This is a genomic window from Gardnerella sialicivorans subsp. sialicivorans (assembly GCF_056746795.1).
In genome coordinates, this window is record NZ_JBWPXA010000006.1 from 22912 (window position 1) to 47038 (window position 24127).

16 protein-coding genes and 1 other RNA gene are annotated in these 24127 nt (G+C 41.0%); 11 read left to right on the forward strand and 6 right to left on the reverse strand.

All coding sequences use genetic code 11. The features are described from left to right. The first annotated feature begins 2 nt into the window (after nt 1-2). Entirely contained in the window at nt 3-1763 is a 1761-nt protein-coding gene (recN, locus tag AC1EKB_RS05045; RefSeq protein WP_481249010.1) for a DNA repair protein RecN, read from the forward strand. Nucleotides 1764-1860: 97 nt separating this feature from the next. Then, on the forward strand, nt 1861-2493 hold the full coding sequence (locus tag AC1EKB_RS05050; RefSeq protein WP_481249011.1) for an HAD family hydrolase: 633 nt from the start codon (nt 1861-1863) through the stop codon (nt 2491-2493). 37 nt (nt 2494-2530) lie between these two features. Here the strand turns inward: AC1EKB_RS05050 and rnpB are convergent. Then, nucleotides 2531-2902: RNase P RNA component class A (rnpB, locus tag AC1EKB_RS05055), an RNA gene on the reverse strand. A gap of 157 nt (nt 2903-3059) precedes the next feature. On the opposite strand from rnpB, the gene hpf reads away from it, so the two are divergent. Continuing rightward, entirely contained in the window at nt 3060-3734 is a 675-nt protein-coding gene (gene hpf / locus AC1EKB_RS05060) for a ribosome hibernation-promoting factor, HPF/YfiA family (protein ID WP_415693988.1), read from the forward strand. 215 nt (nt 3735-3949) lie between these two features. Next, nucleotides 3950-6727: a preprotein translocase subunit SecA gene (gene secA, locus AC1EKB_RS05065; RefSeq protein WP_481249012.1), complete on the forward strand. Its 2778-nt coding sequence runs from the start codon at nt 3950-3952 to the stop codon at nt 6725-6727. A gap of 112 nt (nt 6728-6839) precedes the next feature. Here the strand turns inward: secA and AC1EKB_RS05070 are convergent, their stop codons facing one another. Beyond that, entirely contained in the window at nt 6840-7379 is a 540-nt protein-coding gene (locus AC1EKB_RS05070) for a hypothetical protein (protein ID WP_415693992.1), read from the reverse strand. Between the two features lie 72 nt (nt 7380-7451). On the opposite strand from AC1EKB_RS05070, the gene AC1EKB_RS05075 reads away from it, so the two are divergent. Further along, the gene (locus AC1EKB_RS05075) at nt 7452-8156 is read left to right on the forward strand and encodes a lysophospholipid acyltransferase family protein (protein ID WP_415693993.1); all 705 of its coding nucleotides are present in this window, start codon (nt 7452-7454) and stop codon (nt 8154-8156) included. Nucleotides 8157-8165: 9 nt separating this feature from the next. On the opposite strand, the gene AC1EKB_RS05080 is transcribed toward AC1EKB_RS05075, so the two are convergent. Together AC1EKB_RS05080 and AC1EKB_RS05085 are read right to left on the reverse strand one after the other, a co-directional pair. Then, nucleotides 8166-10463, reverse strand: coding sequence for a protein kinase domain-containing protein (locus AC1EKB_RS05080; protein WP_415693995.1), 2298 nt, complete (start codon nt 10461-10463; stop codon nt 8166-8168). A gap of 83 nt (nt 10464-10546) precedes the next feature. Then, nucleotides 10547-11650 carry a polyprenyl synthetase family protein gene (locus AC1EKB_RS05085; RefSeq protein WP_415693996.1) on the reverse strand — a complete coding sequence of 368 codons (1104 nt, stop codon included), beginning with the start codon at nt 11648-11650 and terminating at the stop codon, nt 10547-10549. Nucleotides 11651-11986: 336 nt separating this feature from the next. On the opposite strand from AC1EKB_RS05085, the gene AC1EKB_RS05090 reads away from it, so the two are divergent. From AC1EKB_RS05090 to AC1EKB_RS05110, 5 genes are all read left to right on the forward strand, one after another. After that, entirely contained in the window at nt 11987-12937 is a 951-nt protein-coding gene (locus AC1EKB_RS05090; protein ID WP_415693998.1) for a hypothetical protein, read from the forward strand. Nucleotides 12938-13072: 135 nt separating this feature from the next. Beyond that, nucleotides 13073-14374: an RNA polymerase sigma factor gene (locus tag AC1EKB_RS05095; RefSeq protein WP_415693999.1), complete on the forward strand. Its 1302-nt coding sequence runs from the start codon at nt 13073-13075 to the stop codon at nt 14372-14374. A gap of 54 nt (nt 14375-14428) precedes the next feature. Next, nucleotides 14429-16843 carry a DNA gyrase/topoisomerase IV subunit B gene (locus AC1EKB_RS05100; protein WP_481249013.1) on the forward strand — a complete coding sequence of 805 codons (2415 nt, stop codon included), beginning with the start codon at nt 14429-14431 and terminating at the stop codon, nt 16841-16843. Nucleotides 16844-17036: 193 nt separating this feature from the next. Continuing rightward, on the forward strand, nt 17037-17213 hold the full coding sequence (locus AC1EKB_RS05105) for a hypothetical protein (RefSeq protein ID WP_415694003.1): 177 nt from the start codon (nt 17037-17039) through the stop codon (nt 17211-17213). Continuing rightward, nucleotides 17206-18384: an MFS transporter gene (locus AC1EKB_RS05110; RefSeq protein WP_415694047.1), complete on the forward strand. Its 1179-nt coding sequence runs from the start codon at nt 17206-17208 to the stop codon at nt 18382-18384. The genes AC1EKB_RS05105 and AC1EKB_RS05110 overlap by 8 nt, the downstream gene beginning before the upstream one ends. 122 nt (nt 18385-18506) lie before the next feature. Here the strand turns inward: AC1EKB_RS05110 and AC1EKB_RS05115 are convergent, their stop codons facing one another. Then, nucleotides 18507-21194, reverse strand: coding sequence for a DNA gyrase/topoisomerase IV subunit A (locus tag AC1EKB_RS05115; protein ID WP_415694005.1), 2688 nt, complete (start codon nt 21192-21194; stop codon nt 18507-18509). Between the two features lie 218 nt (nt 21195-21412). Between AC1EKB_RS05115 and AC1EKB_RS05120 the strand changes: the two genes are divergently transcribed. Next, nucleotides 21413-22630: an alkaline phosphatase family protein gene (locus AC1EKB_RS05120; RefSeq protein WP_481249014.1), complete on the forward strand. Its 1218-nt coding sequence runs from the start codon at nt 21413-21415 to the stop codon at nt 22628-22630. 11 nt (nt 22631-22641) lie between these two features. On the opposite strand, the gene sepH is transcribed toward AC1EKB_RS05120, so the two are convergent. After that, nucleotides 22642-23991 carry a septation protein SepH gene (sepH, locus tag AC1EKB_RS05125; protein ID WP_415694009.1) on the reverse strand — a complete coding sequence of 450 codons (1350 nt, stop codon included), beginning with the start codon at nt 23989-23991 and terminating at the stop codon, nt 22642-22644. Nucleotides 23992-24127 lie beyond the last annotated feature (136 nt).

Sequence of the window (24127 nt, forward strand, 5' to 3'; positions counted from 1 at the left end):
TTGTGCTTGAAGAACTTGAGATTCGTAATTTAGGCCCAATTTCTAACGCTGTTATTACGCCTTCTAAAGGAATGACTGCAATAACTGGCGAAACTGGTGCTGGAAAGTCCATGCTTTTAAGCGCTATAAAGCTTATATCTGGAGGCAAAGCGGATTCTGCAAAAGTATCATCTTTTGCAAATGAGTCGTGGGCGCAAGGCGTGTTTTCTGTGTCAAAATCTAGCGATGTTGCGCAAATATTGCAAGAATCGGGGATTAATGCCGAAGAATGTGAAGATGACGATTCTAAAGAAGAAGTTTACGTATCTAGATCTGTTCCAAAAACTGGTAGATCAAGAGCTGTAATCTCTGGTTATTCTGTTCCAAAATCCTTGCTAGAAAGCGTTTGCTCGCACACAATAACAATTCATGGTCAAAGCGATCAGCTTCGCATAGCAACCGCCGCAAAACAGCGCGAATTCTTGGATTCAATCTCTTGTAATTCTAAAGAATTGCAAGACTATGAATCCGCGTTTAATAAGTGGCAAAGTGCTGTTGAAGCATATAACCGCCTTATAAATCAGCAATCGTCTTCTAGGCAGCGCGCAGACTATTTGCGCGAATCGTTAGAAAAAATTCGCCAAATCGATCCAAAGCCAAATGAGGATGAAAATCTTAAAGCTAAAAGAGATCGCATAGAAAACGCTGCTCAAATCGTTGGAGCTATTAGCGAAGCAGTCTCTTCGTTAGACGCAAGTCAAATTGATTATGGCGCAATAGATTCAGTTGACGCATTACATTTGGTTGACAATGCGTCTAAGGCGATTCGCTCAATTCGAGTTGACGGAGATTATAACGCGATTGCAAATCAACTTGACGATATTTCTTCACAGATTTCCGACATTGTTATGCAACTTGCTCAACAATTAGATGTTGATGAGAGTCAGGAAGATTTAGACGCTATTAACAATCGTATTCACGATTTAAGTGATTTAACACGCAGATGGGGCCCGCAAATTGACGATGTTTTAGAGTGGGCCAAAAAAGCGCAATTTGAGCTTGAAGATTTGGATGATTCGCCAGAAGCTGTTGCGCGCGCTAAAGATTTGTGCGAGAAGACTTATAAAGACGCTGAAAAACTTGCCGAAGCTCTTTATAGCACGCGCAAAGTTGTTGCAAAAAAGTTTAGCGACGAAGTTAGCAAAGAGCTTGAATCCTTATCTATGCCAAATGCGCAACTTTTGATTAATGTTTCTAAGCGCGCTAAAAATCAAGACGGAAAATTTGATTTGAACGTGCACGGCTTAGATAGTGTTGAGTTTCTTTTTAAGCCTTTCCCTGCGTCTAATTATTTGCCAATGGGCAGTAGTGCTTCGGGCGGCGAACTTAGTAGGCTTATGCTTGCAATGGAGCTTGTTAGCGCAAAACAAAATCGCAGTAATAATCAATCAATGACGTTTATTTTCGACGAAGTTGATGCAGGTGTTGGAGGCGTTGCAGCAGTAGAGTTAGGCAAGCGCTTGGCTTTGCTTGCTAAAAGTGCGCAAGTGATTGTTGTAACGCATTTAGCTCAAGTAGCAGCTTTTGCAAACGTTCAATTTGTTGTTAGAAAAAAGATTGAAAGCGCGGCGGATTCTGACGATAATTCTAGTTTTGCAGATACAACTGTTACCAAATTAGATGAGATTAGTCGCCAAAGCGAAATCGCAAGAATGCTTTCGGGAAGCCAATCGCAAGCATCTTTGGATCATGCAAAAGAATTGCTTGAAAATAGTAAAGTCTAATGAAAAATCTTAAGCTAATTCAAAGTAATTTTTCTAAAACAGATTTTTCTAAAACAGAATAATAGGGTTAATATCAAAGATAATCGGGATTAATAATATGAGCGAAAATGCATTAGTTGATAATTCAAATTACGCATCAATTTTTGATTTTGACGGCACTTTGCTTGATTCTTTGGACGTTTGGGACAAGATAGACGAAGAGAGTTTTGCTAAACGTGGCATTAAAGTGCCTGCCGATTTTGCTGATTCCACGGCAACAATGACACCTCGCCAAGTTGCGGATTATGTTATTAAGCGCTTTGGTTTTACGGATTCTCCCGAAGATTTAATGAAAGAGTGGCAAGACATGGCTTTTGACGCATACGCAAAGCATTTGCCACTTAGAAAAGGCGCTAAAAATTACGTTGATTATTTGCGTAAAACGGGTGCGAAAACTGTTCTTATAACTACTCTTTCTAAGTCTTTATGCGTTGCTGCGTTAAAGCGTACGGATTTGTATGATTACTTTGATTTGATGATTTTTGGAGAAGATTTAGAAAGTAATGCAAAAAATAGTCCTAAAACTTATATTGACTTAGCAAAGCGAATTGGCGTAAAACCAAGCGATTGCACTGTTTTTGAGGATTCTGATGCAGCACTAAAATCAGCTCGTTTAGCTGGAATGAAAACTTGTGGGGTAGCGGATTTAATAAATGGCGACTTTGATTTTGCGCCAAAGAGTCTTAAATAAAAGTCTTAAATAAACGCCAAAGTAAAAGCCAAAAGTTGAGGTGAGGTTTCACATACCCCGGGTTTTGTCGCGTGCAAAATGCACACGGATGACCATCCATCTCGATTTGACGTTACCGCCAAACTCTAGCAGTCTACCCGAAGGCTTAGGCGAGCAGCCCTTAAACACCTTCTGCTTGACCTTGCTCCCAATGAGGCTTGCCATGCGGCTAACTGTTACCAGAAGCCCGGTGGTCTCTTACACCGCCGTTTCACCCTTACCTAAACAAAAGTTTAGGCGGTCTATTCTCTGTTGCGCTATCTCTCAGGTCGCCCTGGGCGGACGTTATCCGCCATTGTGCTCTACGGAGCCCGGAAGTTCCTCAGCTACGCCGAATGAACATTGCAGCCGCGGTCATCGTGAAACCTCAACCTTCCCAATTATAGCAGACGTCTTAATTTTGCGCATATTTTGCGACTCGCTAGAAAATGGCGGCTTTTAGCGGATATAATAGATGTATCAGCGGCGCTGGTGCCGTTGACGTGTACACAAACCGATTTTATATCGGATTACTTAAGGAGGTTCGCATGGAGATCGTCATCACTGGACGTCATACGCAAATTAAGCAAAGATTCCGTGACGTTGTAGAAAGCAAGATGAATCGTGTGACCGCCATTGCTCCAGATGCTCAGCGCATTCAGATTGTGCTTAACACTGAGGGCAATCCAAGGCAGGCAGATACTGCAAAAAGAGTTGAAATTACTGTAGTTGCAGGAAGTACGGTTATTCGCGCAGAAGCATCTAGCGCAGATCAATACAGTGCATTAGATATGGCGTTAGATAAGTTGACGCTTCGCTTGCGCAGAACTAGAGATCGCCGCAAGGATCATCGTCGTGGCTACGAGCAGATGGTTCCAGTTGATTTGGGTGTTGTAGAGCCAGAAGTTGAAACAGCTGTTGAAGAAGTTGTTCAAGTTGATGGAACAAATAGTGCAGATGCTGCGGTTGCTTCCGACTTGGGTCCTGGCGAATCAGTGGAAGTGAGTGTTGGAGATACTCCTATTGTGATTCGTCGTAAGCTACACATTGCCGAGCCGATGAGCATTGATGAAGCATTGTACGAGATGGAACTTATTGGTCACGATTTCTTCCTGTTTGTAAATAAAGAAACCATGCGTCCATCGGTTGTATACCGTAGGCATGGATGGAGTTATGGTGTGTTTGAGATTGATACTCCAGAAAATGTTGCTAAAAAGAAGTAACAAAACAGTAAAGAAACAGTAGAAGAATAAGGGTAAATAAAGTAAATAAAATAACTCATATGAGTGCAATGCCCGTCTAGTAATAAGCTAGGCGGGCATTTTATGCGTTGTTTTGGACTCGCGAGCTGCAAAAATCGTAGCCGTCGCGTAATATAGGCACAGTTTACGTCTATATTGGCTAGCCGAATAATAGACACGACCTAAGGGAGCTAAACGTGGTAGATATCGTTGATAAAGCCTTGCGCATGGGTGAAGGCCGTCAATTGAAGCGCCTTGAGAACGTTGCGAAGGCTGTGAATGCGCTTGAAGATCAAATTTCTGCGCTTTCGGACGAGGAACTTAAAGGACAAACGGCAAAATTCAAGCAAAAGTTAGACAATGGTGCGAAGCTTGATGACTTAATGCCAGAAGCCTTTGCTACAGTGCGAGAAGTTTCAAAGCGTACTCTTGGTCAGCGTCACTTTGACGTTCAGCTTATGGGCGGTGCAGCATTGCATTGGGGCAATATTGCAGAAATGAAGACTGGCGAAGGTAAAACACTTGTTGCAACATTGCCTAGCTATTTAAACGCTTTGGAAGGCAAAGGCGTTCATGTTGTTACTGTTAACGACTATCTTGCTAGCTACCAGAGTGAGCTTATGGGTCGTATTTACAGGTTCCTTGGAATGAGTGTTGGATGCATTATTACAGACCAGCAGCCACCAGAGCGCAGGAAGCAATACAACGCAGATATTACGTATGGCACAAACAACGAGTTTGGCTTTGACTATTTGCGAGACAACATGGCTTGGGAAAAGGGTGATCTTGTTCAGCGTGGTCATCATTATGCAATCGTCGATGAGGTTGATTCCATTCTTATTGATGAAGCTCGTACGCCACTTATTATCTCGGGACCTGCCGAAGGCGATGTTACGCGTTGGTATCGCGAGTTTGCAAAGCTTGTTCTAAAGCTTGATCGCGATGTTGATTACAAGATTGACGAAAAGCGCAAGACTGCTGGTATTTTGGATCCAGGCATTGCAAAGATTGAAGACTATTTGGGTATTGATAATCTTTACGAGCCAAGCAATACTGCTTTGATTGGCTATTTGAACAATGCTTTGAAAGCTAAGGAATTATTCCTTCTTGATCGCGATTACGTTGTTACTAATGGCGAAGTTTTGATTGTTGACGAGCACACCGGCCGTGTTCTTCCAGGTCGTCGTTATAGCGAAGGCTTGCATCAAGCAATTGAAGCTAAAGAGAATGTTGAAGTAAAGGCAGAAAATCAGACTTTTGCAACTATTACTTTGCAAAATTACTTCCGCATGTACGACAAGCTCGCTGGCATGACTGGTACTGCAGAAACGGAAGCTGCCGAGTTTATGGGAACATACAAGCTTGGTGTTCTTCCAATTCCTTCTAACCGTCCAGTTATTCGTATGGATAAAGATGATTTAATCTTCCGCACTAAGAAGGAAAAGCTTGCTGCGATTGTTCGAGATGTTGCTAAACGTCACGCAAAGGGTCAGCCTGTTTTGCTTGGTACAGCATCTGTTGAATCTTCCGAAATCGTTTCCTCGCTTTTGGACGTTGCTCGTATTCCTCATCAAGTGTTGAATGCTAAGCAAAACGCTAAGGAAGCAGCTGTTGTTGCTGTTGCAGGTCGTAAGGGCGCTGTGACTGTTGCTACAAACATGGCAGGTCGTGGTACAGATATTATGCTTGGCGGAAACGTTGAGTTCTTGGCAGATGCAAAGCTTAAAGCAGAAGGCTATTCTCCAGACGATACTCCAGAAGAGTATGAGAAGCGTTGGCCAGGCGTTTTGGCAGAAGTCAAAGAACAAGTTAAAGACGAGCACGAAGAAGTTAAGAAGCTTGGCGGCTTGTATGTTCTAGGAACTGAGCGCCACGAATCTCGTCGTATTGATAATCAGCTTAGAGGTCGTTCTGGCCGTCAGGGTGATCCTGGCGAATCGCGATTCTACTTAAGCTTGGAAGACGACTTAATGCGTTTGTTCAACACTCAGCTTGTTGCTCGCGTTATGGCTAAGGGCTTGCCAGAAGGCGAACCAATCGAATCTAAGTATGTTTCTAATGGCGTTCGTACAGCTCAAAAGACTGTTGAAGCTCGTAACTTTGAAATGCGTAAGAACGTTTTGAAGTACGACGACGTCATGAACAAGCAGCGTACTGTTATCTATTCGGAACGTCAAGCTGTTCTTAAGGGTGAAGATATTCACGAAGATATCTTAAAGTTCATTAAAGATACTGCAGATAGCTACGTTCGCGGAGCAATGAACGGTTCCGACAAGCCTAAGGATTGGGATTGGGAAGGCCTTAAAGATGCTGTGAACGCAGTTATGCCAATTATTGTTGATTGGGATCAGCTTCGCTTGCAAATTGAGCCTCTTAAAGGTCAAAAAGCTGTTGATGCTTTAAGAGACACAATTGTAGATAGTGTAACAACTATTTACGCAGTGTTTGAAGAGCGAATGGGCTCAGATAGCTTGCGTCAGTTTGAGCGCAGAGTTGTTTTGGCTGTTCTTGATAGAAAGTGGCGCGAACATCTTTACGAGATGGACTACTTAAAGGATGGCATTGGCTTGCGCGGTATGGGTCAGCGAGATCCTTTGGTTGAGTACCAACGCGAAGGCTTCCAAATGTACAACTCAATGATTGAAGCCATTAAAGAAGAGTCTATTCAGCTTCTGTTCCGCATGAATCTTGAGCAGATTGTTGCAGAAACAGAAAATCAAGATGATTCTTACATGGACGAAAGCATTGAGCAAGAGGAGCAACAAGAGCAAGAAGACGAGCATTCTGGAATCGTCGGCCCTGCTCCTATGAGCCATGCAGAAGGCGAAGTTCCATTGAGCAAGCGTCCAAAGGCAGAAGAGTGGAAGACTCCTTGGGCCGATGGTCGTACGTTCCCAGGAACAAATAAGAATGACGAATGCCCATGCGGATCTGGCAGAAAGTACAAGCTTTGCCATGGTCAAAATGAGGATTAAAGTCAAAGTCTTATAAAGTAACGTTTTATAAAAGTAACGTTTTATAAAGATGAGGCTGGTGTTAATGCATCAGCCTCATTCTTTTGCGCGAATGCACTTAAACTCGCTAGTTCTAAACTCGCGCGCCTTTTCCAAACTCGCTATAGTCTTCGCTAGAAGTATTGTCCTTTTTTCTGCTCATAAGTAGGCCTGCGCCGCCAATCAAAAATAGGAAAGCACTAACAGAGCCAGTGTAAATCGCAAAATATGGCACTAGAACGCTCAAAATCATGCCTAGAACGCCCAAAACAAACACGCTCCATAAAACTATAAGGGTAATGGAAACGTTCTTAAAATGGGGGTTTGGAGCAACAAAGTCGTCTCCGTATTCGTCCATTGTTTTATCAACATCGAGCCAGCTTGATGTTGTGTTATCTCTTGGACCAGGTTTAGTGTTAAATGCTATGTTTTTTAATGGTTTTGCAGCTTGATTAATGCGTTTTCTAAAGATTTTTGCGCTTTTGGACTTTTCTAAATCGTCAAAATCTTTTCTGTGCTCGCTAACGAATTGAGACCAATCGTCGTTAAAGTTTTGACTAAACGAATCGTCACCATTGCTATTTTCGTTATTATACAAACGGTTATGGGAGTTGGTATTCTTAGAAGAAGTCATGAATTATACTGTAGCAAGTCTGCTTGATAGCGTGAATGCTGTTTTGTGAATCTTGCTAGAATGGGGATTAGCATGTTGTATTGGTTCTTTGTAAAGGGGTTTGGATTCATTGCTCGCTTAAGGATTCACCCTACTGCTCAAGGAGTCAACAATATTCCTAAAAAAGGTGGAGCGATTATCGCAGCAAATCATCTTGCTGTTATTGACGATGCGCTTTTACCTCTTACATGCCCTCGAATGATTCATTTTATGGGGAAAGCTGAGTATTTTGAAGGCAAAGGATTAAAGGGGCGATTCAAAAAGTGGTGGTTTACGTCTGTTGGCGTGTTTCCAGTGGATCGTTCTGGTGGATCAAAATCGCTTGGCGCGTTGAATCACGCTAAAGAAATCCTAGAAAAAGGTCAGCTTTTTGGTATTCACATTGAAGGAACAAGAAGCCCAGATGGAAAGCTTTATAAGGGTCATTCTGGCGCTGCAAGATTAGCGCTAGAAACAGGATGTCCGATTGTTCCAGTTGCGATTATTGGCACGCGTGAACTTCAAAAACATGGTCAGATTATGCCTGCGAAGGGCAATACTAAGGCGATTTACGGAAAGCCAATCGAAGTTAGCAAGATGAGCCCAGAAGAAATTACGCACGATATTCTGCGAGATCTTACTAATAAAGTAACAAAAGCAATCCAGCAAATGAGCGGTCAAGAGTACGTTGACGAATATGCGCAAACTGTTAAAAAGCGCATGTTAGAAGAGCCTCAAGCGAAAACAGATAATCGTTAAGTTAAATAGTTAAATAATCGTTAACGTTACTGTTGTTGGATTTCCGCTTTCGTCCAGAACTCTAACTTGAGATCCAGGAGCTAGCGATTGGAATCTAACAGTGTGCATAAGATCGCCCAAAGGCGCAGAAATATTCACTTTTAGTCCAAGCGATTCAAGTATTCTTCTAGCATCATTAGCGTTCTTATTGCGCACATCTGGCATTGTTATAGTCTTCGGTCCCTTAGAAACAACAACATCGAGTTTATCTCCCCAATGCATTTGCGTTCCCTTTTGAACAGATGCGCTAATAATCTTGCCTTTTTCGATTTTGTCATTAAACTCTTCGCTGTAGTTTGGAACTAATTTTGCTTCGTTAAATGCCTTATCTGCTTCTTCTTTTGTAAGATTAACAATGTCTGGCATAGAAACAGGCATTGGTCCCTTAGAAAGAATCACAGTAATATTTTTATTGTGATTCATTTGCATTCCAGGAGTTGGCGAAATCTCAACAACGCATCCTTTAGGAATTTCCAAAGAATAAATGTCTTCGCTTGATTTATGCGTAATAGAAGTAAATCCTGCATTTTTTAATGCTTTTATAGGATCTTTTCCAGCATTGGAAGTTGGATCTATAATGTCTTCTGGAATAGTTGACTTGCGCACGCCTTTTGAAACAACAATTTTAACGCGGCCATTATTTCGCTTAGAGATTTTGCTGCCACTAAAATCTGGATTAGTGAAAATAATGTTTCCTTCGGGTATGTTGTCGCTAAAGTCTTTAGAAACCGAATAAGGAATATTAGATATTTTAAGAGTGCGCTCGTAGTCTGCCCACGGAACGTTTGTTATTTTGCATGCACTTTGTGATGCGCATTCTTGCGTGTTTGGTTTTGGTAAAGACCAATAGCTTCCAGGGCCTAAATAGTACCAGTACGCGCCAAATGCTACTGCGGCTGCTGCGATTGCTGCGCAACTTGCAGATATAATAATAATGTTTTTGCGCGTTTTCTTGCCATTTACGTCTGAATTATTAGACTTATTTCTTTTAGCTTTTAATCGTTCACTAATAAATTGCGGCGCGCGCATTGTAACAGTGAGCATATTATTATCGTTAAAGTCTTCTAGAGGATTGCTACTTGTTGAAGACGAATAGTTTGAAGAATCTTCATTAAAATCGGAGTTTTTTGTAGATAATGCTTGAGTTGCGTCAATATCAGCTGTTTTATCTATGTCTGTAGTTTTATCCATATCTACAGTCTTATTTAGCTCTTTTGTGTTAGATATAGTATCATTCGACGAATCAGAATTACCCAAAGTATTGCTATTAAAAGTATTGCTATTAATGCTAGGCGGAAGCGGTATTTGGGATTTTAGATTAGAGTTTTTATCTTCAAGCTTATTTGCTATTATCGAGCCTTCAAAAGATTGATTTTCTGCGTCTAAATCTACTTCAAACTTATATTGCCACTCTTGCTCGCTTAATCCAGCGCACACGCTTCTTAAAATATTAAGCGCTTTAGAAGCGTCACTTGGTCTTTTTTCCATTTCTCGAGCAGTAATCGAGCTAAGAAAATCAGCAACAGAAGAATTGATATCTTTGCAAACAGTTTTTATAGAAGGAGTGTCTTCGTGAACATGCTTAAAAACAAGCGTTACTGGATTATCCGAGTTAAAAGGAACTCTGCCAGCTAGCATCTCCCAAGCCATCATTCCTGCGGAATATAAATCTCCTTGAGGAGTTGCAAGATTCTTCTCAATCATTTCTGGAGCAAGGTATGCGGCAGTTCCAAGAAGAAGACCCGTAGAAGAAAGAGTCGCTTGAGAAATTGCACGCGCAAGTCCAAAGTCGGTGATTTGCACGTTTCCGCGGTCGTTAATCAAAATATTTTCTGGCTTAATATCTCGGTGTACAACGCCAGCAAGGTGTGCGGATGCAAGACCATCTAAAGTTTGAGCTAACACGCGCAAAGTATCTTTTACGCTAAAAGTACCGTATTTGTTCATTTCGTATCTAAGATTTACTCCATGAACATATTCCATAACTAAGTAGTCAAGTCCTTCAAATTCGCCAGTATCGTAAACTTGAACAATATGCGGATTTGCGATTGCTGCTGCCGAAGTTGCTTCTCGACGGAACCTTGCAATAAATTGTTCTCGGTGAAGTCCTTGAGCAAGCTGAGTATGCATGATTTTAAGCGCAACTAGGCGATTAAGACGTTCGTCTTTCGCTTGGTAAACGGTAGCCATGCCACCTTCCGCTATCTTTTTAACTATGCGATAGCGATTTTCAACACACATTCCTGGTTGCGCTTGAACTTCACTCATATAGTAAATCCCTTATACGCGTACTAAAACACACTATTTAAAAGTGTACAGGTAATACAGTAAAGAATAGTCGCAATTTGTACTTATTGCCATTCTTTAGGAATAAACATGCTAGAAATATTGTGCAAAATGACTTTACTATGATTGTTTAGTGAACTAGTGTCTATTTTTTCTTGCGATTCAACCCAAAGATTATGAATGCGTTCTTTAGACTTACTTATAGCGCCGCTTTGATTGTAAATATCAATGATTTTTTTAACATCGTCTTCGCTTCGACTTTTAGAAGTGTATGCGTTTATAAGGAAGAGCTTATCTTCGGGAGTGCAAAGTTCTAAAGCATCTGCTAGAAGAACAGCGCGTTTTCCTTCTCGAATATCTCCTCCGATTGGCTTACCTGTGTGAGCAGAATCCGAAACAATATCTAAAAGATCGTCTGCAAGTTGGAATGCGATTCCTAAAGGATCTCCAATTTGATTTGCTAAGTCGATTGCGTAGTCTTTTTGCATTCCAGCAGCCAAAAATCCTAGTGCAAGAGGTGCAATAGTTGTGTAGCTTGCAGTTTTCCACCTAAAAACGTTTATAGAAGATTCGGCAAGTTTTTGTGGATCATCTAAGCTCATCATTTCGATTGAAAGGTCTAGAATTTGGCCAATTCCAACGTTTTTTTGCATATTTGCAAACTCGCATAAAACCTCATTAGGATTTTGCAAATTTTCGCACGCTTTTCTAGCTATATCGAAGCTTTGAGACGCTAGAATATCTCCGAGCATTAATCCAAGCCCAGTTCCAATATGATTGCTGTTTGTGGCTTTAGATAGAGCGCAATATGCGCTTGGTTTTCCTCGTCTTAAAGCGGATTCGTCGATTATATCGTCGTGAACAAGTGCTGCTGTTTGAAATACTTCTAGAGCGCAAGCAATGTCTAGCATTGCGTTTTTTGAGTTTTTGTAAGAATTGTCACTTTGTGTAGCTGAGTTGCTCTCTTTTGATGCGTCAAAAGCATACAGTGCTAATAAAGCTCTAAGTCGTTTTCCGCCTTCGCTAGACAAAATAGCTTGAGACACAACGTTTTTAAGTGTTTTATTGCAATTAGAAATAAGATTTTTGCAAGCTAAAGAATCAAATTGACTATAAATTAATTCGCCTATACGCGTATCGATGCATGACTTTTGCGAATCTAAACTCATATCTACGAGTTATTCACATGGCTTAGACATTATAAAAGTGAGTATTTTCTAGGATTTATATATGACTTTTCCAGTATTTTCTAGGATTTATAGCCTTTAACCACATTGCTTAGTTTTTATTGCGTTATCGCTTTTGCGATGCAAAACTCTTATTTACAAAGTTAAAAGAAACAGTGAAATAAATACAGCAAGTATCGAGTAACGAATATCAAATAACGAATAACGAATATCAAATAACGAATAACGAATAACGAATAACGAATAACGAATAACGAATAACGAATAACGAATAACGAATAACGAATAACGAATAACAAACATAATAAGGGAGGAATTATGAAAACATTAAAAAAGGAATCTAAAGGTTGCGAAATCAACGAAACGCAATTTTTTGAAGACAAAGATCATGAATATTCAACTTTTAAGGAGATGACAAATCTTTATGCTGCAAGTATGATTTGTAACAACTCCGAAGAGTATTTTGCTATGAGCTGTGTTGCTGGAAAAACAATAGAAAAGGTGGATTTTAATAATATTCCAAAAGAGTGCATAGCAGTTTTAGACATTACTAAAGATTATGTTAACAATCATCATGATTACAGCGATAATTGGATTGAAAATCTTAGATCTTTAGCTCCAGAATTTTTTGAAAAGTATATTGATTACATAAACAGAGATTTAGATGTTAAATGTAAGCAGGAAGCATTCTCGGCTTTTGATATTTTTGCAAATCAATCAATACGCAACTGGCATAATATGATTTTCAAAAAAGAAGGAAACATTGTTGGCTACGACCTTATAATGCTTCCGATTGCAATGTTTGACAATATTAACGTTCGAGACACTTTGCTTGTAGATTTATTGGATTCTAAAGGTGAGTACTACAATATTGATTCGTTGCTTACTCTAGCTTTTGAGCCTAGAACAAAAGAAATCTCTAAGGATTTAAGATGTTTTCTAGAAGAAAAATTTAACGAAGAGCACGAGCTTCCAGATATTTGCAAAGCGTTAGACGTTGTAAATCTACTAAAAGCTATGGCTTGTGTTGTAGATGGAATCCCAGAGTTAAAAGTGCAAGTTTACGCTTTAATGTGCTATATAAGTTGGTGGTTTAGGCTGGGTGATGTTGAAAAATATGTTGAAATGGCGTTAGATATAGATCCTGATTGCTCAATGGTTAGAATAGTAGATAACGCATATAGGAATCATGTAGAGCCAGCGTGGTGTAGAAAATTCGCCACGCCGCAAGAAGAAAGTAATAATGAATCGTCCTTAGAAGATGATTAACTTCTTAATGAAAAGTTGCCCTTGCCATAACTGTACCTTTATGGTATAGTAGAGTGCCTTTAGGGTATAGCAAAATTAAATACCCTATTTTGGCTGATTACTTTGTGTTAGCGGGGAATCTACAGGAGGAAAAGTTTGGCGAGCGAAAATAAAGCAAGTGTCGATTCCAAGACGAGCAAAGAAGAACAACAAGACTTTAAGATTGATGAAGACGTTGACGCTCAAGATGTTGACGTTAATGTTGATGCGCCAATGGATCCAGACGAAGATCACATGGATTTAGAAGATTTTGATGAAATTCACGATGATCTTGATGTAGACGATGTAGACGACTTGGATGATGATGACATTAATGATCTAGACGATATCTCTGAAGACGAAGATAGCGAAGACAGCGAAGAAAATAAGCCAGAAGCTCCGCAAGTTCCTCAAGCGAAAGGCGCTTTTATTGTTCGCGATGACGACGATGACGATAATCTTACGCCTTCTGGAAACCCAAAGCGTCGCGTAATTGCTACTGGCGCTACGGCAGATCCTGTTAAAGACTACTTAAAGCAGATTGGTCGCGTGAGCCTTCTTAACGCGGAGCAGGAAGTTGATTTGTCGGAGCGAATCGAAGCTGGCTTATATGCTCAGCATTTGCTCGATACGCAAATCGACCAAATGGAGTTTAAGCGTAAGCGCGAGCTTAAATGGGCTGCAGCAGACGGTAAGAAAGCTAAAGATCATCTTCTAGAAGCAAACTTGCGACTTGTTGTTTCTCTTGCTAAAAGGTATACGGGCAGGGGCATGCTTTTCCTTGATTTAATTCAGGAAGGTAACCTTGGTTTAATTCGTGCAGTAGAAAAGTTCGATTGGAAGAAGGGCTTTAAGTTCTCAACCTACGCAACTTGGTGGATTCGCCAGGCGATTACGCGTGCTATGGCAGATCAGGCTCGTACAATTCGAGTTCCAGTGCATATGGTGGAAGTTATTAATAAGCTTTCTAGAGTTCAGCGTCAAATGCTTCAAGACTTGGGTCGCGAGCCTACGCCAGATGAGCTTGCACGCGAGCTTGATATGCCTGTAGAAAAGGTGCAAGAAGTGCAAAAGTATGGCCGTGAGCCTATTTCTTTGCACACTCCTTTGGGTGAAGACGGTGATTCCGAGTTTGGTGATTTGATTGAAGATACCGATGCAATCGCACCTTCGGATGCAGTAGCATTCTCGCTTCTTCAAGAGCAGTTTAGGCAAGTTTTGGAAACTCTAGCTCCTAGAGAAGCTGGTGTTATTAAAATGCGCTACGGCTTGGAAGATGGCCAGCCTAAGACTCTAGACGATATTGGTCGCGTGTATGGCGTTACTCGCGAACGCATTCGTCAAATCGAGTCTAAGACTATGTCTAAGTTGCGTCATCCTTCTAGGTCGCAAACCTTGCGCGACTTCTTAGATCAGTGATTTGTTATTAGATACGCTCTAGTAGCTTTAATTGTTGTTGTATAAGGAGTAAAAGTGGCTTCTCTTAAAGAGCAAGAGCAATATGATGCCGACAGTTTGACTGTGCTAGAAGGCTTGGATGCTGTACGAAAGCGCCCAGGCATGTATATTGGCACTACAGACAGTCAAGGCTTAATGCATTGCCTTTGGGAGATTATTGATAATGCGGTTGACGAGGCTTTAGCTGGTGCTTGCAATCATATTATTGTTACTCTTCACAACGATGGTTCTATTGAAGTTGCAGATAATGGTCGCGGTATTCCAGTAGACGTGGAGCCAAAAACAAAGCTTACGGGCGTTGAAGTTGTTCTAACTAAGCTTCACGCTGGAGCAAAGTTTGGTAACGCTTCGTACAACGCTGCAGGCGGATTGCATGGTGTTGGTTCTTCTGTTGTAAATGCGTTGAGCTTGCGATTAGACGTAGAGGTAGATAGAGACGGAAAAACGCATCATATGGCTTTCCATCAGGGGCATCCTGGTGTTTATAGCGATGCAGACCCAGCAAATCCGTCTCCTGCTTCTCCTTTTAAGCGCACGCGCAAGAACAAGCCTACTGAGCTTGAGATTATTGGTACGGTTTCGCCAAAAACTACTGGTACTCGAGTTCGTTATTGGGCGGATCCTGAGATTTTTAATTCAACAGCTCGCTTTAGTTACGAACAGTTGATTGACAGAGTTCGTCAAACAAGCTTTTTGGTTCCAGGCTTAAAAATTACTGTTATTGACGAGCATGTTCCTGAAGGCGAATTTAGCGATATTCAAGAAGTTGATAGTAGTGCTGGCGATGATGCGAATGCTGATGCGAATGCTAGCGATTTAACAGATGATTTGACGTTTAAGGATGAATCGCAAGCAGCCGTAGATAGTGAATCTAATGAGATAAATCAAACTGAATCAGAGTCAGAAGAAGCTGAATCAGATTACGAATCGGAAGCTGAATCAGATAGCGAAATCGATAGCGAAATCGATAGCGAAATCGAAGAATCCACCGAGCAATCTGTTGCAAATAGTGAGTCTGCTAGAGAATTGCAAAATAATCATCATCCTAGAGTTGTTGAATTTTTGCACAATGGTGGAGTAAAAGATTTTGTTGACTTTCTTTCAAAAGGTCAAGCAATCTCCGATATTTGGCGAATTACAGGCCAAGACACTTACTTGGAAGAAACGCAAGCTGTTGATTCTGCTGGAGATTTGCATGCTCAACAAGTAACGCGTAAATGCGCTGTAGACATTGCAATGCGATGGGTAAACGGCTACGATTCAACGATTGTTAGCTTTGTGAACGTTGTTGAAACTCCTGGTGGAGGTATGCATGTAGACGGATTCTTGCAAGGATTGACTAAGCAAATCCGCAAGGCTGTTGAAGACAATGCTAGAAAACTTAAAGTCAATCTTAAAGATTCAAACACTAAGATTGAGCGAGACGATATTCTAGCTGGAATGGTTGCTGTTGTAACAGTTCGCATAGCAGAGCCTCAATTCCAGGGTCAAACTAAAGATGTTCTTGGAACTGCTCAAGTTAAGCCAATCGTTACAAAAATGACGGATGCTCAATTCGGCGAGATGATTAGCGGATCCAAGCGAGGATTCAAAGAGCAGTCTGCTAGAGTTTTAGAGAAAATTGTTTCCGAGATGCACGCGCGTATTCAAGCGCGTAAAACTAAGGAAGTTACTCGCAGAAAGAATGCGCTTGAGTCTGCTTCTATGCCGCCAAAACTTTCTGATTGTCAGCCTGGAAACGACGATGTTGCAGAACTTTTCATCGTAGAGGGCGATTCTGCACTTGGTACTGCAAAAGCTGCTCGAAATTCCGCTTTCCAAGCGCTTTTGCCAATACGCGGTAAGATTTTGAACGTTCAAAAAGCAAGCCTTGCTCAAATGCTCTCTAACAAAGAGTGTGCTGCAATTATTCAAGTTGTTGGAGCAGGGTCGGGCGCAAGTTTTGATATTTCGCAAGCGCGTTATAACAAGATTGTTATGATGACAGATGCTGATGTTGACGGCGCGCATATTCGTATTTTGTTGCTAACGCTGTTTTATCGCTATATGCGTCCGCTTATTGAGAACGGGCATGTTTATGCTGCTGTGCCGCCGCTTCATAGAATTGCGCTCGCTGGAAAGCACAAAGGCGAGTATATTTACACGTATTCCGACGACGAATTAGCTGGAAAGCTTGATGATTTGCAATCTAAGGGCATTGATTTTAACAGCGATATTCAGCGATACAAGGGCTTGGGTGAGATGGATGCGGATCAGCTTGCAGACACCACTATGGACCCTAGAACTCGTATGCTTAGAAGGATTCGTATGGAAGATGCTCAGCAGGCGAGTGAAGTATTCGATTTGCTAATGGGCGATGACGTTCCTCCGCGCAAGCAGTTTATTGTTGATAATGCAGACGACTTCGATCGTTCCAAAATCGATACCTGATTTTGTTTTACTTGATTCAATATTTTAAGATTATCTGCAAGAAAATGTAGATTAAAAACATCTTATTTAGTATAAATAAGATGTTCATAATTGGGTTATTTACAGTATTGCTTATGCTGTTGAATATTGTATCATTTTTATCGTTGCTGATTTTGTCTTTTCTAGTAACATATATTTGCAGTAGGAGAGTTGTATGCCTGATTTAGATGCTATTTCTGATCTATCTACAACAGATTGTGCCCGTTGCAAGAAATATCATATTCCCAATGCTGATACGCTTGCTACATTTGAAGAAGCTAAGCAACTGAAATATGATCCTAATACAAAAACTTATAACTCGTTTGATGAATTGATATGTGAATATGATTAACCTTCTTCTTGCAATTATCTATTTAGCATTTATCAGTTTGGGTTTGCCTGATGCTCTTTTAGGATCTGCTTGGCCGACTATGAGCCACGATATTGGCGCGCAAATTTCTTGGGCTGGCGGAATATCAATGGTTATTTCTGCAGGAACTATTGTGTCTGCTCTATTGAGTGACAGAATAACTAAGCGATTTGGCGTAGGAAAAGTTACTTCTATATCTGTTGCTTTAACTGCGTTGTCATTATTGGGTTTTTCTTTTGCACCGAATTATATTGTGCTTATTTTGTTAGCAATCCCGTATGGTCTAGGTGCTGGAGGAGTAGACGCTGCTCTTAACAATTATGTTGCTTTGCACTACGAAAGCCGTCATATGAGCTGGCTTCATTGTATGTGGGGTATTGGAGCTTCAGCTGGGCCTTACGTTATGGGTTTTGCACTTTCTCACGGATTTGGATGGTCTGCAGGGTATCAATATATTGCTATTGTTCAAGTTATATTAACTGTAATATTGTTTGCAAGTTTGCCATTGTGGAATAATCGTAAATCGCATAAATTACTAAAACCTATTCAGATATCTAAAGAATATTCTAAAACGCTATCTTTTGCAGAAGTTTTGCGCATTCCTGGAGCTAAGAATATTCTTATTATGTTCTTTTGCTATTGTGCGTTGGAGCAAACTGCAGGATTATGGGCTAGTAGTTACATGGTTTTGCACGGGGGAGTTAACCACGTTGTTGCAGCGGGTTGGGCAAGTTTATTTTATGTTGGTATTACAGCAGGACGATTTATAAGCGGATTTTTGACAATGCGTTTTAATGATGAAACCATGATTCGTCTTGGGCAACTAGTGATGATTTTAGGCATTATTGTATTGTTATTGCCATTGCCAAATCATATAGCATTGGTTGCAGGATTTGTGATTATTGGTTTAGGTTGTGCACCTATTTATCCATGCATTATTCATTCCACACCGCATTATTTTGGAGCTGATAAATCGCAAGCGATTGTTGGCATGCAAATGGCTAGCGCATATATTGGGTCTATGGTAATGCCTGCAATCTTTGGGTTTATTGGTCAAAACGTGTCTATGTCTTTGCTGCCAGCGTATTTGATTATTTTGCTATCTGTAATGGCATTTATGCATATGAAATTGCTTCGTACTTGTAGGAGCTAGAAAATCACTTCGTAGCTATTCCAAGCATGCTCGCAAAAACTAGTTACGAAAATTGCAACTTTAGCATCCATCGAAACAATTGCATAAATGGCGTAACTACACAGCGTAACTGCACAGCGTAACTAACCAATATGCGCAATTGGGGAAACAAGCTCTGTTCCCGAAGCGTCTCTTCGCATATCTGGCTTAGGTAGTTCCACGTTCGCTCCGCGTTGTGTAGTCGCGTAAAGCGGATAATTCCCAACGTATGCTGCCAAAATCGTGTTTTGCCCTTTAAGGAATCGCTGCGATCGCACGCCTCCCGTGCCTCTGCCCTTTGTAGGATACATTTCTAGCGGCGTAATCTTTGCAGCTCCGTTTTCTGTTCCAGCAAGCGCGTCGCTGTCTCCAGCAAGAGTTAATACTACGCTTCCAGAAGCAGAAAATAGTCCGTTTTCACCCTCTTCGTAGTTCCATTCAACATCATTTTTAGCAACTACAGCAAAAGCAGAAACAACGCATCCTTCGTTAAGCCTAATTCCTGCCATTCCAGCAGAGCTTCGCCCCTGCGCTCGCACTTGTTTTGCGTCGAATGTAAGTAAGGAAGAGTCGCTGCTTATAAACACAATCCTGTCTTCGTCTTTTGCAAGAGCTGCGCCGATTACTGAATCGTTGTCTTTTAAGTCAATAATGCTCCAGGAATCCATTGTTGTTGGCGACTCAAAATTCCATCGTTTTACAACGCCATTCTTTGTTCCGATTGCAAGAGGAGTTTTAGAAGATGTAGGAGTTTTAGAATCAGATTCGCTTAGTGCAATAGCAGCTACGACTTTTTCTCCTCTAATCGGGTCTGTGCTTTGAGTGGAAGTTAGCAATTCGCTTGCGTTAACTCCATTAGAAAGCGATTCTAAAACGCTTTCGTTTCCTTGATTTAAGTGTGGCAAATCTGCAACATGCGCTATTACTAATCGCCCTGCGGATGTTATTAAAGCGTAGTTTGCGCGCGTTGTTGTTTCAAACACGCTTAAGCATGGAGTGTCAAAAACATTTGAAGAATGTGATTTCCATCTATTAAATGTTTCAACGCTTGTTCTTGCTATAAGCCCAGATGTGCTCAAAGCTACAGCGCATGGATCGTCGCTTAATTGCAAAGCTATTGCAGACGCATCGCTGCTTCCAGACTTTTTGGCAGCTAGTGCAGCTGCTGCTACATCTGCTTGAGTGCTTGTAATCTTATTCGCTGCAATAACTGCGTCCATTGCTAAATCATTGTTTGCAACTTTAGTGTTCTTAGTGCAAACAGGCGTAAAGCTGCCGTCTTCTTGCTCGTCTAAAAGAATTGTTCTTCGAGGAGTATCCCACTGTTTTACAGCGTAATCCATCTCTGCAATAACAACTTTGTCTAACTGATTTGCAGAGCTTAGAATCTCGTTAAGTTCATCTATTTTTTGCAATAAGTCGTTTTTTTCGCCTTCTAGCTCGATTCGACTCATTTTTGTAAGTCTTCTAAGCCTTAAGTCAAGAATGTATTGCGCTTGAATCTCGTCTAAATCAAATACGCTAATAAGCTTTGATTTTGCGGTTTCTGCATCTTCGGAAGACCTAATTACTTGAATTACTTCGTCAATGTCTAGCATTGCAAGAAGCAATCCTTCTACAAGGTGCAATCTCTCTTTGGCTTTGTTTAGTCTAAATTCGCTGCGCCTTCTAATAACGGTTCTTCTGTGCGCAATCCACACGTCTAGAAGCTCGCGAAGACCCATTGTGTGCGGCCTGCCGTCTACTAGCGCAACGTTGTTAATCGTAAAGCTTTCTTGCAGCGGAGTGTGTTTAAAAAGTTGCGCAAGAACAGCGTTTGGGTCGAATCCTGTTTTTATTTCTATTACGATTCGCGTTCCGTTATGTCTATCTGTTAAGTCGATTGCTCCAGATATTCCGTCTAGTTTGCGCGCTTTTATACCTTGAGATATGCGCTCGAGCACACGCTCAGGGCCAACCATAAATGGCAATTCTGTAACAATAATCGCCTTTTTGCGCGCTGTAACGTTTTCAATATGCGTTTTTGATCTAGTTGTAAAAGCGCCTCTTCCAGTTTCGTACGCTTCGCGGATTCCGCTGCGTCCAATAATTATGCCGCCGCCTGGCCAGTCTGGTCCTGGAACTATTTGCATTAAATCGTCTAGAGTAGCATTTGGGTGCTTCATAACGTATTTCGCTGCAGCTACAACTTCGCCAAGATTGTGAGTAGCCATGTTTGTAGCCATTCCAACTGCGATTCCGGAAGCTCCGTTTACAAGCAAGTTTGGTATAGCAGCAGGCAAAACTGTTGGCTCTTTTAGCTTATTGTCGTAGTTTGGCGCAAAGTCAACAGTATCTTCGTTTATGTCTGCATTCATTCCAAGCGCTGCTGGAGCTAGTCGCGCTTCTGTGTACCTGGAAGCTGCAGGACCGTCGTCTAAGGAACCAAAGTTTCCATGACCGTCAACCAAAGGGAGTCTAAGGGAGAATGGCTGAGCCAAGCGCACCATTGCTTCGTAAATCGCGGAATCTCCATGCGGATGCAGCTTTCCCATAACTTCGCCCACAACGCGAGCAGACTTCATATAAGCGTGCTCTGGCGTAAGATTCATGTTTCCCATTTGGTACACGATTCTGCGCTGTACAGGCTTCATTCCGTCTCTTGCATCTGGCAATGCGCGCGCGTAAATCACGGAGTATGCGTATTCCAGAAAAGATTTGCTCATCTCTTCGTTAAGCGGCGTTTCAACAATGTTTTCTTTAACCTTTCTAGGGTCGAAGGCTGGTTTTGTTGACTTGCTGCGTGAAGGCATGATTTTGAACTCCTTGAAGTGACTTACAAGCCTTTATAATACCAATTTATATGCACAAATGTTTATTAAATGCTTATTTTTTCTTGTGATTTTAATTGCCATTTTAGTGGTGATTTTTCTTGCGATTTTTCTTGCGTTATTTCTTATGATTTGAATCTAACTTTAGCGCTAACTCGAATTTAACTTTAATGTAGTCTTTTTTAACTACAATGTAGCTTATGACTATTGAGATTCCACAATTGGATGACTTGTTGAAGTTTGTTGAAAGTAGCAAAATTCGTGACGCATACAATAATCCTAAATTTGCTCTTCATCTATCTTCGATTCTTCCAGCTCTTAGTGCTTCTATAGGATCGCCAATTTGCACACAAATCCATAAAAATCCTGATTCTTTGCGAGATTTGTTTGGGTTTCCTAAAGTAAAAAGTGCTGTTGTTGTGCTTGTGGATGGTCTTGGATATTGGAATCTTGCTATTAGAAAAGGTCATGCTCCATATTTGCGTGCTCTTCTTAACAACAGCGCAAATCAGCGCCCTATAACAACTTGCGTTCCTAGCACTACGGTTGCAGCAATGGCCACTTTTGGCACTGGAACTTGCCCTGGTCTTACTGCAATGACAGGATACACTCAAAAAAATCCTAAAACTGGCGCATTATCTCAATTAATCCAATTTAGGGATGCTCCAAATCCATTAGATTTGCAACGTCAGCCTACAATATTTGAATCGCTTTCTATCTTGGGTGTTAGAGCAAACCACGTAAGTCTTTCAAAATTTGAGGATTCTCCTTTAACTCAAGCAGCTTTTAGAGGAGCTAAATTTATAAGCGGAACAACTGCTAGAGCGCGAATTATAAACGCTGCAAACAGCACTAAAACGCCTGGTTTAACGTATTTGTATCTTAGAGATATAGACAAAATCGGTCACAATTACGGTTGGAAATCCGAGAATTGGGTTTCTATTTTTGAGCAAATAGACGCACAATTAAATCTTTTAAGAAAAAATTGTCAAAAAGGCACTCTAATCGTTATTACTGCAGACCATGGAATGATTGAGTCAAATCCAGATTTGAAAATAGATATTGCAAAAGATAGTCGTCTTACTAAAGGCGTTAAGCTTGTTGGGGGAGAGCCTAGGTCTGTTATGCTTTACGCGGAAGATGGCGAAAGTCCAGAAGACATTGCGTTAAGGTGGACTAATGTTTTGCAAGATAAAGCGCGTGTTAGAACTAAAGAGCAAGCTGTTAAAGATGGCGTTTTTGGAGAAGTCAGCTCGCTTGCGCTAAACGTTATTGGAGATGTTCTTGTTCAAGCAAAGTCATCTGTAACAATCGTTGATTCTAGAATCGAAACAGAAAAAGCCATGAACTTGCCGAGTGTTCATGGCTCTATGAGCGCAATGGAAATGGACATTCCGTGCTTAGTTGATATAGCTTAATTTACGCTAAATCATCCTTCGCCAAAAAGAATCTCATCCCAGCTAGGAACAGCTGCGCGGCTGCTCTTTTTGGCTTTAGAATGTTCGTTTGCGCGCGCTTTAGTAGACTTTGGCGTTTGCGCAGACTTTGGCGTTTCTATCGAAACAGTTTTGTCTGCTTGAATGTGATTGTCTTTTTTATTTTCTTGATTTGCTTGTTTTTCTTCTTCGTTGCGCGATTCACTATTAGAGCTATAGCTGGAGTTATTGCTAAAAATCGCATCTGAATTGTTGCTAGATTTGCTCAAATCAGAATTGGCCGAATTTGCTATATTCGATGCGATTTGTACAGCATTTATACTGTTAGATACAACATTTGCACCCACTTGGTTCTCGCTATTTGCAACTAAAGTACTTAGATTATTGTTTTGCTCGTAGCTTTGCAAAGAATCTGAAGAATCTAAAGGATTTTCATTATTTTGGCCTAGTGATTTACTCGCATTATTCGCATTGTATTGTTCTTGTGCGTTTTGCGCATTTTGGTCTTGCTCATTTTTTGCATTTTGCGCTTGCATTGCAACGTTTGCAACATTTGCAAGGTTCTCACTATTCCTTGATTCCCATTGAGAAACAGCGCGCTCTATTCTTGCAGAACGAATTGAGTTTCCTGGAAGATCTTCGTTTGCAAATGGGAAGCTAATGCTTACAGTATCTCTATAAGTTCCGCCAAATTGTGACTTTTTGGAAGAATCATTATTCATAACTTCTTCGCCAAGTAACAATCTTGCAGAAGGATTAGCGCAAGCAACGGAGTTATCGTGCATGTTCCAAGTCCACTCGGCTTTTATTGTGCGAGTAGCAGTGTTGAATTCTGCTGTTATAAGCCATGGCTCAAGTCCGCGTCTTGTAGCGCGCCACTTTACTGTTTCCATTCCAATATGCGCTTTTGCAAGAGTGCGTTCAATCAAATCCGAAAGAGTTCGCATATTGCTTTGCTTAGGTGCTGGAACAGTCAAGAATTGCTCAATAGCATATTGTTTTTCGGTTTCTACTCCGCTTGAGAATCGTCTAACTTGAGATTCGCTTACGTTGTAGCGCTTTGCAACATGTTCTGGTTCTAATCCAGCGCGTATTAAAGCTTGAATTTGAGATATAGGCAGAGTTGCTGTAGTTGCAGTTGGCGAATCGTCCGATTTGCCAGTCGAATTAACTGTATTTTGATTACGTCCATCAACATTTGTTAGTTTTTTCGACTCGGCGATTGCGCGCTCCAGCGTGTCGTCAACATGAATTTTTAACGGCGTGTTTTCAAAAATAAAAATTAAATCGCCATTATTATCCACATGATCGAAACTCGCCTCTTTTGGCGGATTTTCAAGCATTGCGCACCACTTTCCTCGCTTTTAACGATACTTATAACATACTTTAGTCCATAGTATGCCTTCTTTGCCATTTTCTATTAATAAAAAAGCGAGTATTCTATGCGGGGTAGCTTTCATGTATGCTATGCGCGTAGGT

Excerpts from the sequence above, each read along its gene's own strand:
- AC1EKB_RS05050 (WP_481249011.1), top strand. The coding sequence starts at position 1,861 with ATGAGCGAAAATGCATTAGTTGATAATTCAAATTACGCATCAATTTTT.
- hpf (WP_415693988.1), top strand. The coding sequence starts at position 3,060 with ATGGAGATCGTCATCACTGGACGTCATACGCAAATTAAGCAAAGATTC.
- AC1EKB_RS05070 (WP_415693992.1), bottom strand. The coding sequence starts at position 7,379 with ATGACTTCTTCTAAGAATACCAACTCCCATAACCGTTTGTATAATAAC.
- AC1EKB_RS05075 (WP_415693993.1), top strand. The coding sequence starts at position 7,452 with ATGTTGTATTGGTTCTTTGTAAAGGGGTTTGGATTCATTGCTCGCTTA.
- AC1EKB_RS05080 (WP_415693995.1), bottom strand. The coding sequence starts at position 10,463 with ATGAGTGAAGTTCAAGCGCAACCAGGAATGTGTGTTGAAAATCGCTAT.
- AC1EKB_RS05085 (WP_415693996.1), bottom strand. The coding sequence starts at position 11,650 with ATGAGTTTAGATTCGCAAAAGTCATGCATCGATACGCGTATAGGCGAA.
- AC1EKB_RS05090 (WP_415693998.1), top strand. The coding sequence starts at position 11,987 with ATGAAAACATTAAAAAAGGAATCTAAAGGTTGCGAAATCAACGAAACG.
- AC1EKB_RS05105 (WP_415694003.1), top strand. The coding sequence starts at position 17,037 with ATGCCTGATTTAGATGCTATTTCTGATCTATCTACAACAGATTGTGCC.
- AC1EKB_RS05110 (WP_415694047.1), top strand. The coding sequence starts at position 17,206 with ATGATTAACCTTCTTCTTGCAATTATCTATTTAGCATTTATCAGTTTG.
- AC1EKB_RS05115 (WP_415694005.1), bottom strand. The coding sequence starts at position 21,194 with ATGCCTTCACGCAGCAAGTCAACAAAACCAGCCTTCGACCCTAGAAAG.
- AC1EKB_RS05120 (WP_481249014.1), top strand. The coding sequence starts at position 21,413 with ATGACTATTGAGATTCCACAATTGGATGACTTGTTGAAGTTTGTTGAA.
- sepH (WP_415694009.1), bottom strand. The coding sequence starts at position 23,991 with ATGCTTGAAAATCCGCCAAAAGAGGCGAGTTTCGATCATGTGGATAAT.